14 protein-coding genes and 1 pseudogene are annotated in these 14251 nt (G+C 65.0%); 8 read left to right on the top strand and 7 right to left on the bottom strand.

What is annotated here, in order from left to right:
• Positions 1-789: 4-hydroxy-tetrahydrodipicolinate reductase (gene dapB / locus AC1DRP_RS29535; protein WP_476770339.1), on the bottom strand; the 789-nt coding region annotated here is incomplete at its 3' end.
• Between the two features lie 92 nt (positions 790-881).
• Here dapB and AC1DRP_RS29530 point away from each other — a divergent pair.
• Positions 882-1742 carry an alpha/beta fold hydrolase gene (locus AC1DRP_RS29530; protein WP_441505220.1) on the top strand — a complete coding sequence of 287 codons (861 nt, stop codon included), beginning with the start codon at positions 882-884 and terminating at the stop codon, positions 1740-1742.
• Between the two features lie 6 nt (positions 1743-1748).
• Here the strand turns inward: AC1DRP_RS29530 and AC1DRP_RS29525 are convergent, their stop codons facing one another.
• Positions 1749-2333 carry an N-acetyltransferase family protein gene (locus AC1DRP_RS29525; protein ID WP_476770338.1) on the bottom strand — a complete coding sequence of 195 codons (585 nt, stop codon included), beginning with the start codon at positions 2331-2333 and terminating at the stop codon, positions 1749-1751.
• 91 nt (positions 2334-2424) lie between these two features.
• Here AC1DRP_RS29525 and AC1DRP_RS29520 point away from each other — a divergent pair.
• A pseudogene (locus AC1DRP_RS29520) lies at positions 2425-2899 on the top strand (LysE family translocator).
• A gap of 16 nt (positions 2900-2915) precedes the next feature.
• On the opposite strand, the gene AC1DRP_RS29515 reads toward AC1DRP_RS29520, so the two are convergent.
• Both AC1DRP_RS29515 and AC1DRP_RS29510 read right to left on the bottom strand, forming a co-directional pair.
• The gene (locus AC1DRP_RS29515) at positions 2916-3611 is read right to left on the bottom strand and encodes an SDR family oxidoreductase (protein ID WP_441505217.1); all 696 of its coding nucleotides are present in this window, start codon (positions 3609-3611) and stop codon (positions 2916-2918) included.
• Between the two features lie 33 nt (positions 3612-3644).
• On the bottom strand, positions 3645-7244 hold the full coding sequence (locus AC1DRP_RS29510; RefSeq protein WP_476770337.1) for a hydantoinase B/oxoprolinase family protein: 3600 nt from the start codon (positions 7242-7244) through the stop codon (positions 3645-3647).
• A gap of 238 nt (positions 7245-7482) precedes the next feature.
• Between AC1DRP_RS29510 and AC1DRP_RS29505 the strand changes: the two genes are divergently transcribed.
• From AC1DRP_RS29505 to AC1DRP_RS29490, 4 genes are all read left to right on the top strand, one after another.
• A complete protein-coding gene (locus tag AC1DRP_RS29505) occupies positions 7483-8031 on the top strand; it encodes a TRAP transporter small permease (RefSeq protein WP_441505215.1) in 549 nt (182 codons plus the stop codon).
• 3 nt (positions 8032-8034) lie between these two features.
• Positions 8035-9348, top strand: coding sequence for a TRAP transporter large permease (locus AC1DRP_RS29500; RefSeq protein WP_441505214.1), 1314 nt, complete (start codon positions 8035-8037; stop codon positions 9346-9348).
• 35 nt (positions 9349-9383) lie between these two features.
• Positions 9384-10370, top strand: coding sequence for a TRAP transporter substrate-binding protein (locus AC1DRP_RS29495; protein WP_476770336.1), 987 nt, complete (start codon positions 9384-9386; stop codon positions 10368-10370).
• 96 nt (positions 10371-10466) lie between these two features.
• Entirely contained in the window at positions 10467-11024 is a 558-nt protein-coding gene (locus AC1DRP_RS29490; RefSeq protein WP_441489475.1) for a winged helix DNA-binding protein, read from the top strand.
• 81 nt (positions 11025-11105) lie between these two features.
• Here AC1DRP_RS29490 and AC1DRP_RS29485 read toward each other — a convergent pair whose 3' ends face one another.
• Positions 11106-11726: an NAD(P)H-dependent oxidoreductase gene (locus tag AC1DRP_RS29485; RefSeq protein WP_476770335.1), complete on the bottom strand. Its 621-nt coding sequence runs from the start codon at positions 11724-11726 to the stop codon at positions 11106-11108.
• A 79-nt stretch (positions 11727-11805) separates the two neighbouring features.
• Between AC1DRP_RS29485 and AC1DRP_RS29480 the strand changes: the two genes are divergently transcribed.
• Entirely contained in the window at positions 11806-12456 is a 651-nt protein-coding gene (locus AC1DRP_RS29480; RefSeq protein ID WP_441505211.1) for a TetR/AcrR family transcriptional regulator, read from the top strand.
• A 336-nt stretch (positions 12457-12792) separates the two neighbouring features.
• Here the strand turns inward: AC1DRP_RS29480 and AC1DRP_RS29475 are convergent, their stop codons facing one another.
• Together AC1DRP_RS29475 and AC1DRP_RS29470 are read right to left on the bottom strand one after the other, a co-directional pair.
• Positions 12793-13335, bottom strand: coding sequence for an SRPBCC family protein (locus AC1DRP_RS29475; protein ID WP_476770334.1), 543 nt, complete (start codon positions 13333-13335; stop codon positions 12793-12795).
• An 11-nt stretch (positions 13336-13346) separates the two neighbouring features.
• Positions 13347-13673: an ArsR/SmtB family transcription factor gene (locus AC1DRP_RS29470; RefSeq protein ID WP_069879656.1), complete on the bottom strand. Its 327-nt coding sequence runs from the start codon at positions 13671-13673 to the stop codon at positions 13347-13349.
• Positions 13674-13828: 155 nt separating this feature from the next.
• On the opposite strand from AC1DRP_RS29470, the gene AC1DRP_RS29465 reads away from it, so the two are divergent.
• Positions 13829-14251, top strand: a 423-nt coding sequence (locus AC1DRP_RS29465) for a DMT family transporter (protein WP_476770333.1), incomplete at its 3' end; no start/stop codon positions are given.

Raw genomic sequence — 14251 nt, 5'->3', positions numbered from 1 at the left:
GTCCAGGCCACGCCGCAGCCCGATCTGATCCGCAACCCGCCACGCCGCCAGCAAGGTGCCGCCGACATAAGGCGCGGCAGAGGTGCCGGCATCATGCCGGATCACCAGCCGCTCGTCCGGGAGGCCGAAGACCGCTTCGCAGGAAAGGACGAAGCCCGGCATCCGCAGCGAATGGACCTGTACCGCATGCGGCGCACCGATTGCGGCGCCACGCGTCTCGCGGGCGCCGCCGAGCTCCGCAACCGGCTTCGCGGTTCCGGCCATACGCTCGGCACCAAGCGTCTCGGCGAGTTCGCGCCCGGTTCCGGACGGCGTGTCCGGCTTCAACGCGGAGGCGTAGTCGATGATCTCGACATCCGGCACATATTTCACCGCTTCGCGGGCAAAGCGGCGCAGCAGCGTCGCGGTGATCGAGAAATTGCCCGCGGCAAGCACGCCGACGCCGGCCTTGAGCGCAGCGGCCTCGATCTCCGCATAATCCTCGCCGGTCATGCCAGACGCGCCGACGACGACATGGCGCCCCGCCGCAACGGCTGCCAGCACATTGTCCTTCACGCTGTCGGGCTTGGTATAGTCGATCAGGACATCCGACGGCACGGCGAGCGCCTCCGCCACGGTCGCAAAGACCGGTTTGCCATTGGCTGGCTGCCCGGCCGCCTCGCCGAGATCGCTGCCTGCTGCCTTGCGCGAGACACCCGCAACAAGCTCAAGGTCGGACGCGGAGTCGATTGCAGCGACAAGCGCCTTGCCGACCCAGCCGGTGCAGCCGKCAAGCGTGATGCGGATCATCGGAAACTCCCAACATAAGGCTGGAAACAATTGAGTTCGATCATCCGCCCCTTACAGTTCGAGGCTTGGATGCGGCTGGGGGAATCGAACCGATGCGTGTCACTGTCAACGGAGTGCGCCTCTATGTCGACATCGAAGGTGCGGGGCTCGCGCCCGATGGCCCGGCCATGCAGGAAAAGCCAACGCTGATCCTGCTTCATGGCGGTCCAGGCGCCGACCACAGCATCTACAAACCCGGGTTCTCCGGACTTAGCGATATCGCCCAGATCGTCTATTACGATCATCGCGGCTGCGGCCGCAGCGAAGACGGCCCGCGTGAGAGTTGGACATTGGACCAGTGGGCCGATGACCTGAAGGTGCTCTGCGACACACTCGGCATCGAAAGACCGATCATCCTCGGCACGTCATTCGGGGGCTTTGTCGCGCAGGCCTATGCGACGCGCCATCCCGGGCATGCCGCCAAGCTGATCCTGATTTCCACAGCCGCCAAGTTCGATTTCCCGGCGGTCTACGCAGCCTTCGAACGGGTCGGTGGTCCACGAGCCAGTCAGGCGGCCCGAAACTACTGGTCGGCGCCCGCGCCTGAGACACGTGCGCCCTATACTGAGATTTGCTTTCCGCTCTACGCAGCGCGACCGCGAACCGGCTCGACCGATTGGATACAGAGGCTCATCTCGCGCAACGAGACAGGCGTCTGGTTCAATGGCCCGCACAACGAACAGGGCCGCTTCGATTTTCGCGCCGCGCTGGGAGCCGTGAATTGCCCAGTCCTCGTTATGGGGGGCGAGGAAGACCCCATCACGCCGATTGCCTTCAGCGAGACGATTGCAGCGTGCCTTCCGCCCGATGCGGTTCGTTTCAAGCGTTTCGCTGGTTGCGGCCACGGCATCGTCGGCGACGACCCAGCGGCCGCCTTCGCGACGATCCGCGAGTTCATTCTCGATGAAGCGTGAAATCGCTCAGAGTGCGAGCCGCATCAGCGGCCGCCCCTCCTTCTGCCGCGCGACCTCGACGAAGCCGGCTCGCAGGAAGACCCGCTCGGCGCCGACATAAAGGCCCTCGCTGCTACGCTTGAATTCATGGTCCATGGGGGCAGCCTCGAGCAGGCGGGCCCCGTTCTCGCGCGCGAAAATGATCGCGCCGTCGAGAAGCGCCGCCGTGACGCCCCTGCCCCGCCACGCCTTGCGGACGAAGAAACAGGAGGCCGCCCAGACGCGCTCATCGTCGGCCGGTGCATCCGGCAGCGGCGTCGAGGCGCGCCGCGGATTGTTCCATTCGGGAATGTCGCGCCGAGGGCCGACCTGGAGCCAGCCGACACAGGTCTCGTGATCATGGGCCAGGACGCCAGGGGGCGGCCCCTTGCGAACCCGCTGCTCGAACAATTGTCGGGCCCCCTCCCCCAATAGTGGCAGGCGCTGCTTCTGGGGCATGCGGAAATGGTTGCACCAGCAGCCATAGCAGGGCCCCTGCGGACCGAAGAGATCCTCGAGATCCGGCCAGCGCTCGGGCGCCAGCGGCAGAACAGTGAAGGCAAAGGCCGACATTCTCCTGGTCCCTTTCGCCAGCGGCACGAGGGGGCTCGACTCATCGGCGCCAGGCTGGGATGACTGAGCAATCGAGATGGAGACTGCCGCCATGTCCTTCGAGCTTTTTGCCGCTTATCTCGTTGCCTGCTTCGTCATCGTCATCGTGCCGGGCCCGACCGTAACACTGATCATCGCCAACAGCCTGAAGCATGGTGCCCGCGCCGGGCTCCTGAATGCGGCAGGAACCCAGCTCGGCCTCGCATGGCGCCATGCAGGCCCGAGCACCGCGCGGCGGGTTCTTCCTGCAAGGCGTCCTGGTCGCGCTCAGTAATCCGAAGACACTGCTCTTCTTTGGTGCCTTCTTCCCGCAATTTCTCGACCCCGCCCGCGATCACGTCACGCAGATCGCGATCATGGGGCTGACCGCGATGCTCTTCGCCGCGGTCAGCGACAGCGGCTATGCGCTGCTTTCGGGGCGGGCGGGACGGCTGCTGTCGCAGAAGCGCGTGCGCCTGCTCTCGCGCGTCAGCGGCGGCTTCCTGATTGGCGGCGGCCTCTGGCTGGGCTCGTCGCGCGCCAGTTGATCCGCCGCCTCAGGCCTCACCAGGCGATCGCTTCGCCCTTCCAGGTCCGGAAGCTGTTGGTGTCGGAGATGCCGGACCGGTCGATCGTTGCGATCAGGCCGGCGGCGCTTTCTGTCGGCGGGATGTCGGCTCCGCCACCGCCCATGTCGGTCTGCACCCAGCCCGGATGGAACAGCAGGATGCTGACGCCGCGCTCGCGCACGGCGTTGCCGAACACGACCATGGCCATGTTCACGGCCGATTTCGAAGAGCGATAGGCGAGCGCCCCCGAGGGATTGCCGGCGATTGAGCCCATGCGGCTGCTGATCGTCGCGATCTTGCGCCCTTGCGAGGCCTCGACATTGGGCAGGAATGCCTGCGCCACGCGCAGCGGCGCATAGACATTGACCTCGAACACGTCGCGCCAGGCGTCAAAATCCATGTCGAGCGCGCCCTGCTTGTCGCGCGGGCCGTAGACGCCTGCATTGTTGACCAGGACATCGATCGGTCGGTCGGCGAGCGCAGCCTTGGCAGCGGCGACGCTCGCATCGGACGTCACATCGAGGGTGACCGGCGTGACGAGCCCGCCATGCTTGGCGACCAGCGCCGCAAGGCCGGGACTTGCCGGATCGCGCGCGGCGGCGATGACATGGTCGCCACGCGCCACCAGGGCGGTCGCAAGAGCAAGGCCGATGCCGCGATTGGCGCCGGTGATCATCCAGGTCTGAGGCATATCCATCTCCCGTGTGGAGACAGGACCTAAGCGTCAGCCCTTCGCTTTTCCATAGCCTCCCGCCGTCGGCGTGATCACGGTCACAGCCTCGCCCGCCTCGAGCAGCGTCTGGTCGCTCGGCTTCAGTTCCTCGACGGCTCCAGAAAGCCGGCGGACGATCGTCTTGCCGAGCTGCCCCGCTTCACCGCCCTTGACGCCGAAGGGGCGCACGCGGCGATGCGAGGCGAGGATGGCGCAGTCCATCCGCTCGCGGAAGCGGATCGTGCGGCTGGTGCCATCGCCGGCATTCCATTCGCCCTTGCCGCCCGAACCCGGACGAATGTGGARATCCTCGAGCACGACGGGGAAACGCGTCTCCAGGATCTCCGGATCGGTCAGGCGCGAATTGGTCATGTGGACATGCACGCCGGAGGTTCCATTGAAGCCCGGCCCCGCCGGCGAGCCGGAGCAGATCGTCTCGTAATACTGATACTGATCATTGCCGAAGGTCAGGTTGTTCATCGTTCCCTGCGAGGCCGACATCGCCTCGAGCGCACCGAACAGCGTATTGGTGACAGCCTGGCTGACCTCGACATTGCCGGCAACGACGGCCGCCGGATAGTGCGGCGCCAGCATCGAGCCTTCCGGCACGACGATCCTGATCGGTCGCAGGCAGCCCGCGTTCATGGGAATCGCGTCATCGACCATGACGCGGAAGACATAGAGCACCGCCGCACGGGTCACCGGCGCAGGCGCGTTGAAATTGTCCTCGCGCTGCGGCGAGGTGCCGGTGAAATCGACCGTCGCCTCGCGCCTCGAACGATCGATCGTGATCTTCACCTTGATCGCGCAGCCCTGATCCATCGGATAAGTGAATTCGCAATCATGCAGCTTGGCGAGCAGCCGTGCGACGCTCTCGGCCGCATTGTCCTGGACATAGCCCRTATAGGCCTGGACCACGTCGAGGCCGAAGGAGCGGATCATCTTCTTCAGCTCCGCCACGCCCTTCTCATTGGCGGCGATCTGCGCCTTGAGGTCGTTGACGTTCTGCACGACGTTGCGGACGGGATAGCGCGCGCCAGTCAGAAGCTTGACCAGCTCCTCCTCGCAGAAGCGGCCCTGATCGACGATCTTGAAATTGTCGATATAGACGCCCTCTTCCTCGATATGCGTCGCCAGCGGCGACATCGAGCCGGGCGCCACGCCACCGACATCGGCATGGTGGCCGCGGCTCGCCACCCAGAACAGGATATTCCGGTCCTCGGCATCGAAGACCGGGGTGCAGACCGTGATGTCGGGCAGATGCGTGCCGCCATTATAGGGCGCATTGAGGCAGTAGACGTCGCCCGGCCGGATGACGGGGTTGTTCCTGATCACCGTCTCGACCGACTTGTCCATCGAGCCGAGATGCACCGGCATATGCGGCGCGTTGGCGACGAGGCTCGCGGTCGAGTCGAACACGGCGCAGGAGAAGTCGAGCCGCTCCTTAATGTTCACGGAATAGGCGGTGTTCTGCAGCGTCACGCCCATCTGCTCGGCGATCGACATGAACAGGTTGTTGAAGATCTCGAGCATGACGGGATCGGCCTTGGTGCCGATCGCGGCATTCTGCACCAGCGCCTTGCTGCGATGCAGGACGAGATGGTCCTTGGCCGTCAGCTTCGCACTCCAGCCATCCTCAACGACGACGGTCTGGTTCGCTTCGATGATGATGGCGGGTCCCGCGACGCTCTGCCCCGGAGCCATCGCTTCGCGCCGCACGATCGCGGCTTCGTGCCACTGCCCCTTCGAGAACAGGCGCGTGCGTTCGGCAACCGCCGGTTCACCGGCCCGCTCGCCTGCCGCCGTCTCCTCGAACCTGGCGCCCCCGCCAACGGCCTCGACCTCGACCGCCTCGACGACCAAGGCCTTGGTCTCGTCCATGAAGCCGAACCGCGCCTTATGCGCGACCTGGAAGGCTTCCTGCATCTCGGCCCGGCTGCCGGACGCAATCGCGATCGCCGTATCGGTGCCGGCATAGCGGATATGGGCTCGGATATGGATGGCGATCTCGCCATCCGGCACACCTTGACCGATCAGCTCGGCGCGCGTCTCGGCGCCGAGCCGCTCGGCCACCTCCGCAATCGCAGCCTTGACCCCGGCATCGAGCGGTACATCAAGTGCGGCCGTCCGCGTCGAGCGTATTTCAGCGAGCCCCATGCCATAGGCCGAGAGCAAGCCGGAGAACGGGTGCAGCAGCACGGTCTTGATGCCGAGCGCATCGGCGACGAGGCAGGCGTGCTGTCCGCCCGCACCGCCAAAGGAGTTCAAGGCATAGCGGGTGATGTCGTAGCCGCGCTGCACCGAGATCTTCTTGATCGCCTCGGCCATATTGGCGACGGCAATCTGGATGAAGCCGTCAGCGACCTCTTCGGCGCTGCGGCCATCGCCGACCTCGGCCGCAAGCTTCGCGAATTTGGCGCGGACCGCGTCCACATCGAGCGGTTGATCATGCTGCTCGCCAAAGATCGCCGGGAAATAGGCCGGGATCAGCTTGCCGACCATGACGTTCGCGTCGGTCACCGCGAGCGGGCCGCCGCGTCGATAGGCGGCAGGGCCCGGATTGGCGCCGGCCGAATCCGGGCCGACGCGGAAGCGCGCACCGTCGAAATGCAGGATCGAGCCGCCACCAGCCGCAACGGTATGGATCAGCATCATCGGCGCGCGCATCCGCACGCCGGCGACCTCGGTCTCGAAAGCGCGCTCATACTCGCCGTCGAAATGCGCGACATCGGTGGAGGTGCCACCCATGTCGAAGCCGATCACCTTGTCGAACCCGGCCGAACGCCCGGTCTCGGCCAGGCCGACGACGCCCCCGGCGGGGCCCGACAAGATTGCATCCTTGCCCTGGAACAGTTCTGCCGCGGTGAGGCCACCGGACGACATCATGAACATCAGCCGTGCGCCGGTGCGCCCGATGTCGAGCTCTTCGGAAACCTGCGCGACATAGCGCCCGAGGATCGGCGAGAGATAGGCATCGACTACCGCCGTATCGCCACGCCCGACCAGCTTGATCAGCGGCGAGACCTCGTGGCTGACCGACACTTGCGGAAAGCCGATCTCCCGGGCGATGCGCGCTGCCACCTGCTCATGCTGGGGATAGCGATAGGCGTGCATGAAGGCGATCGCCACGGCGCGGAAACCGGCATCGTACTGTTCCTGCAGGGCCGTGCGGATGGCGGCCTCGTCCGGAGCCCGTTCGACCGCGCCATCGGCCAGCACGCGTTCCGCGATCTCGACCACCGCCTCGTAGAGCTGCTCGGGCTTGATGATCTCCTTGGCGAAGATGTCGGGCCGCGCCTGGTAGCCGATGCGCAGCGCATCGCGGAAACCCTTCGTGGTCACGAGCAGCGTACGGTCGCCTTTGCGCTCGAGCAGGGCATTTGTCGCAACCGTGGTGCCCATGCGCACCTCGCCGATGCGCCCGGCGGGGATGAGCTCGCCGGCCTTGAGGCCGAGATGGTCGCGGATGCCCTGGACGGCGGCGTCGCGATAGGCGCCCGGATTCTCCGAGAGCAGCTTCCTGGCGTGAAGCTTGCCTGCCGGATCGCGGCCGATCACGTCGGTGAAGGTGCCACCGCGGTCGATCCAGAAATCCCAATGGCTCGCCGTCATGACACTCTCCCCAGCGTGACGCGAAGTCGTTTGAACAATTCATCGATAAATCGTCGATGAAATATTGACAAGCCGAATTCGGCGGCTACGATCTCAATTGTGACCGGAACATGGCTGAGGGGCCGGGCCGGTCGAGGGAGGATGCGATGACAGGATCGACCCTGGCAATCGGGCTCGGCATGCGCCGACAGTCCCGCATGGCAAAGCTGCAATCCGGCCGCGTGCGGCGGAGCGCCCGATGATCCGCACGATCCTCGACAAGCTCTATCTCTTTGCCGGCTACGCGGCGGGCTTCTTCCTTGTCACCATCTTCGTCCTGATGATGCTCCTGTCGGTCGGACGCGAGATCAATCTCAACGTGCCGTCCGGCGACGACTTCACGGCCTGGTCGCTCGTCGCAATGGCGTTTCTCGGCCTGGCGCATACGTTCAAGAAGGGTGAGATGATCCGGGTCGGCCTGCTGCTCGAACGCCTCAAGGGCGGACACCGGCGTGCGGCCGAGTTGCTCTCCCTCACCATTGCGGGAAGCTTCGTCGCCTATTTCACCTGGCAGGCCGGCACGCTCGCCTATGATTCCTGGCGCTTCTTCGACATGTCGACGGGCGTGGTCGCGATCCCGCTCTGGATCCCGCAGCTCGGGCTGGTCGGCGGGCTTGCGATCCTCCTGATCGCCGTGATCGACGAATGGATCATCGTCGTGCAGGGCCGCCGCCCGAGCTACGAACAGGAGCCGCCGGCCACCCCCGAAGAATTGGTCGAGCGCGTCGCCTCCGGCGGAGGAGTTTGAACCATGACATCGCTTGCCCTGCCGGAACTGTCGCTCATCCTTCTCGGCTTCCTCGTCGTGATCCTGGCGAGCGGCGTCTGGATCGCCGTCGGCCTCGGCCTCGTTGGCCTGCTGGCGATGGTGCTGACCACCGACATCCCGATCGGTCAGGTGCTGGCGACAACGGTCTGGAGCGCCTCGGCGTCCTGGACTCTGGCCGCGCTGCCCCTCTTCATCTGGATGGGCGAAATCCTGTTCCGTACGCGGCTTTCGGAACAGATGTTCCAAGGCCTGTCCCCCTGGCTGCAGTGGCTGCCCGGGCGCCTGATCCACACCAATATTGTCGGCTGCGGCATCTTCGCGGCCGTCTCCGGCTCCTCCGCCGCGACCTGCGCCACGATCGGCAAGATCGCCCTGCCGGAACTCAAGAAGCGCGGCTATGACGAACGCATGAGCCTTGGCACGCTTGCAGGCTCCGGAACGCTTGGCCTGCTGATCCCACCATCGATCCCGATGGTCGTCTATGCCGTCACCGCCAATGTCTCGGTGCTGCAAGTCTTCCTTGGCGGCTTCCTGCCCGGCCTGCTCGTGATGGCGCTCTACATGGGCTACGTCATCATCTGGTCGCTGCTGAACCCCGACAAGACGCCGCCTCGCGATCCATCGATTCCCTTCGCTCAGAAGCTTCGGCAATCGGCCAAGCTTGCTCCGTGCCTGATCCTGATCGCAACCGTCTTCCTGTCGCTGGTGCTCGGCTTCGCCACGGCCACCGAATGCGCCGCTTGGGGCGTCACCGGCGCCCTGTTTCTGGCCTGGTGGAGCGGCACGCTGACCTGGGCGACGCTGTTCGAGAGCATCATGAGCGCGACGCGCCTGACCTGTATGATCATGCTGATCCTGGCAGGCGCGGCATTCTGCACGGCTGCCATGGCCTATACCGGCATTCCGGCGGCACTGGCGGAATGGGTGAAGGGCAAGGATCTCTCACCGCACATGCTCGTGCTTGCGCTGACCTGCATGTACATCATCCTCGGGTGTCTGATCGACGGCATCTCGATGATCGTGCTGACCGCGGTGATCGTCCTGCCCATGGTCAAGGAAGCCGGCTTCGATCTGGTCTGGTTCGGCGTCTATCTCGTGATCCATGTCGAGATGGCGCAGATCACCCCGCCCGTCGGCTTCAACCTCTTCGTGCTTCAGAACATGAGCGGCAAGGACACGATGACGGTTGCCCGAGCGGCATTCCCGTTCTTCATTCTGCTCAATGTCGCCGTCCTGATCATCACGACCTTTCCGCAGATCGTGCTTTTCTTGCCCAAGCTCGCTTTTCCTGACTGAGTTCACAACGAAGCAACAAGAGAGGGACCAGCATCATGATCAACCGCAGACGCCTTGCCGCCGCCTTCGCATTCGGCGTCGGTGCTTTCGCACTCGCAGCCCCCGCGTCGGCGCAGACAAAGTGGAACCTGCCCGCCGCCTACCCCACCGACAATCCCCACACAGAGAATCTGGTCGCCTTCGCCAAGGATGTGGAGGCAGCAACCGGCGGCAAGCTTCAGATCACCGTCCATGGCGGTGCCTCGCTGTTCAAGGCGCCCGAGATCAAGCGGGCAGTGCAGAGCGGGCAGGCCCAGATGGGCGAGGTCCTGCTCTCGATCCATGAGAACGAGGATGCCCTGTTCGGCATCGACGTGGTGCCCTTCCTGGCCACGAGCTTCGCCGACTCCATGAAGCTCTACAAGGCGTCGAAGCCGGCGRTCGAGAAGAAGCTCGACGCCCAGGGCCTCAAGCTGCTCTTCATGGTGCCGTGGGCGCCGCAGGGCGTTTACGCCAAGAAGGAGCTGAACACGATCGACGACATGAAGGGGCTGAAATGGCGCTCCTACAATGTCGGAACCGCGCGGCTCGGCGAAATGCTCGGCATGCAGTCGGTGACGATCCAGGCGGCAGAACTGCCGCAGGCGCTCGCCACCGGCGTGGTCAATTCCTTCATGTCGTCGGGCGGCACCGGCTATGATTCCAAGGCCTGGGAATCCCTGACGCATTTCTACGACGTCCAGGCCTGGATCCCGAAGGATGCCACCTTCGTCAACAAGGCGGCCTTCGCCGCACTCGACAAGCCGACCCAGGACGCCATCCTCAAGGCGTCTGCCGCAGCCGAGGAGCGCGGCTGGAAGGCCTGGGAGGCCAAGACCGGCTGGTATCTTGACCAGCTCAAGTCCAAGGGCATGAAGGTGCAGGCGCCGAGCACGGAACTCGCCGCAGGCTTCAAGAAGGCCGGCGAAACCCTGACCTCCGACTGGCTGAAGAAGGCCGGTGCCGACGGCCAGGCCGTGATCGACGCCTACAAGAAGATGTAAGCCCGACCGGCCCGATCCCTCACGAACGGCCGCTTCGTGCGGCCGTTCGCACGTCCGGCGCCACGACGGCTGCCTTGCATGAGAGCGCCAGAGACGATGTCCACATCGGCACCCCCGCCCCCGAAACCACCGGCTGAGCTGGCCGACGCGCTGCTCGGCCCGATCGTCTCGTCGGGCCACCTGGCCTCGGGCGCGATGCCGGCGCTCTCCGAGTTCGAGTTCGCGCTCAGCATGACGGTGCACGCCTTCCAGCGCTGGATGCTCCGCGCCATGACCTCGGCCGGCATTCCAGACCTCACGCCGGTGGACGTGCTCGTGCTGCACAACGTCAACCACCGCGGCAAGCCAAAACGCCTCGCCGATATCTGCCTCGTCCTCAATATCGAGGACACCTATGTCGTGAACTACGCACTCAAGAAGCTTGAGCGGCTCAAGCTGATCAAGAGCGGGCGCAAGGGCAAGGAAAAGACCGTCGCAATCACCCCGGCGGGCGAGGATGCCTGCCGGCGCTACGCCCAGATCCGCGAGCAGCTCCTGGTCAAATCCGTGCTGGCGCTCGGCATGGATCCGGTGCGCCTCTCGGAAATCGCAGCGACCATGCGCTCGCTGTCAGGCCAGTACGACCAGGCCGCGCGGGCCGCGGCCAGCCTGTAGGCGCGTGCCGAGTCGGGGGAAACAGTCGCGAACGCCCCTGGAATGGTGAAGATCGTCGCCAGGCAGCGGCCTGCTACGCCGTCATGCAGCCACTTGTGCGGCGGTAGGTCGGAAGGCTTTGAAGAGAGTGCCGCCAATGGCGCGCGCCGCCGCCAGATGCTTGGCCGGATCATCCTGCCCCGAACCAAGCAGGAGCTCGGACGTCACGACAGGGGCGCCGCAATAATCGAAGATTCCGTGGTCGATCTGGGTCTTCATCGCACCGAAATATCCGTGTCGGGCATAGGTTCGCAGGCTGGCGCCACCGATGGCGACCAGATGGACCGGGAGATGGCCGAGCCTCTTCACCATCGGTTTATCCGGGCCTTCGTCATAGGCCCATCCATTGGCGAAGACGCGATCGATCCAGCCCTTGAGAAGCGCCGGCATCGACCACCAATAGACGGGATAGACCAGGACAAGGGCATCGGCGCGATCGATCCGCACCTGCTCGGCGGCAATGTCAGCCGGCAGCAGCACCTCGCGACGGTGCACTGCGAGATCGGCCTCGGTGAAGCGTGGATCGAAACCTTCGGCCGCGAGATCGGCGATTTCGAAGGAATTGCCCGGCCCGGACAGGGACACTCCCTCCCCGACATGCCCAGCGACGCCATGACTGAGCGACTCACGATCAGGATGGGCGACGACAATGAGCGCGTGCATTTCAAGAACTCCGGCTGAGTGATTGCGGGGGGAACCCGAGTGATATATACTTTTAGTAAGTTACTTTTGGTATATAAACATGTCAAGTGCCGGACCGAACGATCACCCACCTGCTCTGCCGCCGCGTCGCCGCCTGGCGAGGGAAGACCGCTATCGCCAGCTTCTGGATGTCGCGTGGCGGCTGATCCGGGAGGAGGGAACGGAGGCACTGACGCTGGGGCGGCTAGCCGAGCGGTCAGGGGTGACAAAACCCGTCGTCTACGACCATTTCGGCACACGCAGCGGGCTGCTGGCAGCGCTTTACCAGGAGTTCGACGCGCGCCAGACAGCACTCATGGATGCCGCGCTCGACGCGAGCGAACCGACCTTGGCAGGCAGGGCAGCGGTCATCGCGTCATCCTATGTCGACTGCGTGCTCCTCCAGGGTCGTGAGATCCCTGGCGTGATCGCGGCGCTTGCCGGCGCGCCCGAGCTCGCAAAGCTCAAGCGCGATTACGAAGCGATCTTCATGGGGAAGTGCCGAGCCGCGCTCGCGCCCTTCGCCGGCTCCGGTACGATTGCTCCAGCGGGCCTCTGGGCGCTGCTCGGTTCAGCCGAGGCCCTGTCTTCTGCCGCCGCGGCGGGAGACATCACGGCCGCGCAGGCTCAGGACGAGCTCTTCGAGACGATCGTCGCAATGGTTGCCAGAAGCACGCGCGGCGGTTCTCCGTCGGGCGCCGGAGGCATGTGAAATCGCGCAACGACCGCCCGCCGCGTCTCAGAAGCTGAGCCTGGCCTGGAGCTGGCCGCCAAGGCGGTTGGGGCGCGCCGGATAGGCTGAGATAGCCGGCAACCGCCAGTCCGTCGATCTGACCGGCCATCGTCGAGCCGCAGGCCGAACGCGCTTTGCGACGAGTACGGTCGCTGGACCTCGATCAAGCTCGCAATGTACGCCGACACACACCGCGAAGCGGATCGGGCGCGGCCAGCGTCCTTGTCGGGCGCGGCCAGCGTCCTTGCCGGGCGCGGGCCGCGCCGCCTCGAGAGCGGCCCGCGCCCGGCACGCCGGCGGCATGAGGCCCCCGCCCTACTCCGGCAGGCTCGCAAAGAGTGCGGCGTACTCACTCTCGAGCTTCGCCTGCCGGGACCAGAAGCCACGCGGCGTCTGCCCCGCAAGCTGGTCCTCGAGCAGGCCGAGATGCATGTGCCAGCCGCCGGAGACATTCGTCATCGCAGCCTTGTCGGCGAGCTTGCGATGGGTCAGCACCAGCAGCACCTTGCCATCCCTTGGACTGAGCTCGAAGGTGACCTCCGAGAGGGGATTGCCGTCCCCGTCCCAGGTGAAGGCAAGCGCATGTGGCGGCTCGCAGCGGGTGATCGTCCCGGTCGCGAGAAATCCCTTGTCATTCACCTCGCGATAGCGCTCGGGCGGCGGCTCATCGGTGATCTCCGAATRCTTGAACAGAAGCTTCGTCTCACCGCCGACGCGCAGGTCGAAATCACCAGAGGCCAACCAGGTGCCGCGCTTGCCGGACTCCGCCAGATAGGCCCAGACGCGTTCGACCGGCCCCGGCAGGAGGCGCTCGAACCGCACCGCGCCACTTTCAAGAACAGTGCCGTACTCACTCATCCGTCTCTCCCTCATGCATCCTTCTCTCCCTCATGACTGTCGGCTTGCGCCAGTTTCTGCCCCAATATGTCGAGTCGCGAGCCCCAGAAGCCGCGAACCTTCTTCACCCAGAGATCGAATGCATCGAGCCCGTCAGGATCGAGCCGGTAGATGCGACGCTGGCCGCTGACTTCGACCCTGACGAGGCCCGCCTCCTTCAGCACCTTCAGATGCTGCGAGATCGCCGGCGCGCTGATGCTGAACCGCGCTGTGATCTCACCGGCCGCCAGGGCACCTTCACCGAGCATCTCGATGATGCGGCGGCGCGTCGGGTCGGCGAGAGCGATGAAGCGGTCCATGCATCATTAATTAGCTAACCACTTAATTAAGTCAATAATTAAATTAATGCCCCCTCTGCCCTGGGCGCACAACCCCTGCGCGTGGCACCACTTGCCTCGCGGAGCGCGAAAGGCGACAGGAAACGCCCACACGATAGGTATTCCTGCAGACCACCATGCCCACCAAAAACGCCACCTTGACCGGCATCACCATGATGCTGCTCGGCATCCTGCTGTTCTCCGTGAATGACGTGCTGGGGAAATGGCTGGTCGCAACCTATACGGTCGGCCAGGTGGTGCTGCTGCGCAGCGTCGCGGCGCTGATCGTGATCGCCCCGTTCGTGGTGAAGCAGGGCATTGGTCGCACATTGCGCCCGGAGCGGCCGTGGCTGCAGGTGCTGCGCGTGACGCTTGGCTCCTGCGAAGTCGCGCTGTTTTACTGGGCGGTATCCTACCTGCCTTTGGCCGACACCATGACACTCTGGCTCGCCGCTCCAGTCTGGGCGGTGATCCTGGCTGCGCTGCTGCTCGGAGAACGCGTCGATGCCGGGCGCTGGCTCGCCGTCGTCGTCGGCTTCATCGGTGTCGCCGTTGCATTG

The organism is Allobosea sp. 01N443 (assembly GCF_056399325.1).
This window is presented reverse-complemented; position numbering and strand designations above follow the sequence as displayed.

What these genes read in the sequence shown, in the direction of transcription:
- AC1DRP_RS29530 (WP_441505220.1), top strand. Translation starts at nt 882, where the DNA reads ATGCGTGTCACTGTCAACGGAGTGCGCCTCTATGTCGACATCGAAGGT.
- AC1DRP_RS29525 (WP_476770338.1), bottom strand. Translation starts at nt 2,333, where the DNA reads ATGTCGGCCTTTGCCTTCACTGTTCTGCCGCTGGCGCCCGAGCGCTGG.
- AC1DRP_RS29515 (WP_441505217.1), bottom strand. Translation starts at nt 3,611, where the DNA reads ATGCCTCAGACCTGGATGATCACCGGCGCCAATCGCGGCATCGGCCTT.
- AC1DRP_RS29505 (WP_441505215.1), top strand. Translation starts at nt 7,483, where the DNA reads ATGATCCGCACGATCCTCGACAAGCTCTATCTCTTTGCCGGCTACGCG.
- AC1DRP_RS29500 (WP_441505214.1), top strand. Translation starts at nt 8,035, where the DNA reads ATGACATCGCTTGCCCTGCCGGAACTGTCGCTCATCCTTCTCGGCTTC.
- AC1DRP_RS29490 (WP_441489475.1), top strand. Translation starts at nt 10,467, where the DNA reads ATGTCCACATCGGCACCCCCGCCCCCGAAACCACCGGCTGAGCTGGCC.
- AC1DRP_RS29485 (WP_476770335.1), bottom strand. Translation starts at nt 11,726, where the DNA reads ATGCACGCGCTCATTGTCGTCGCCCATCCTGATCGTGAGTCGCTCAGT.
- AC1DRP_RS29480 (WP_441505211.1), top strand. Translation starts at nt 11,806, where the DNA reads ATGTCAAGTGCCGGACCGAACGATCACCCACCTGCTCTGCCGCCGCGT.
- AC1DRP_RS29470 (WP_069879656.1), bottom strand. Translation starts at nt 13,673, where the DNA reads ATGGACCGCTTCATCGCTCTCGCCGACCCGACGCGCCGCCGCATCATC.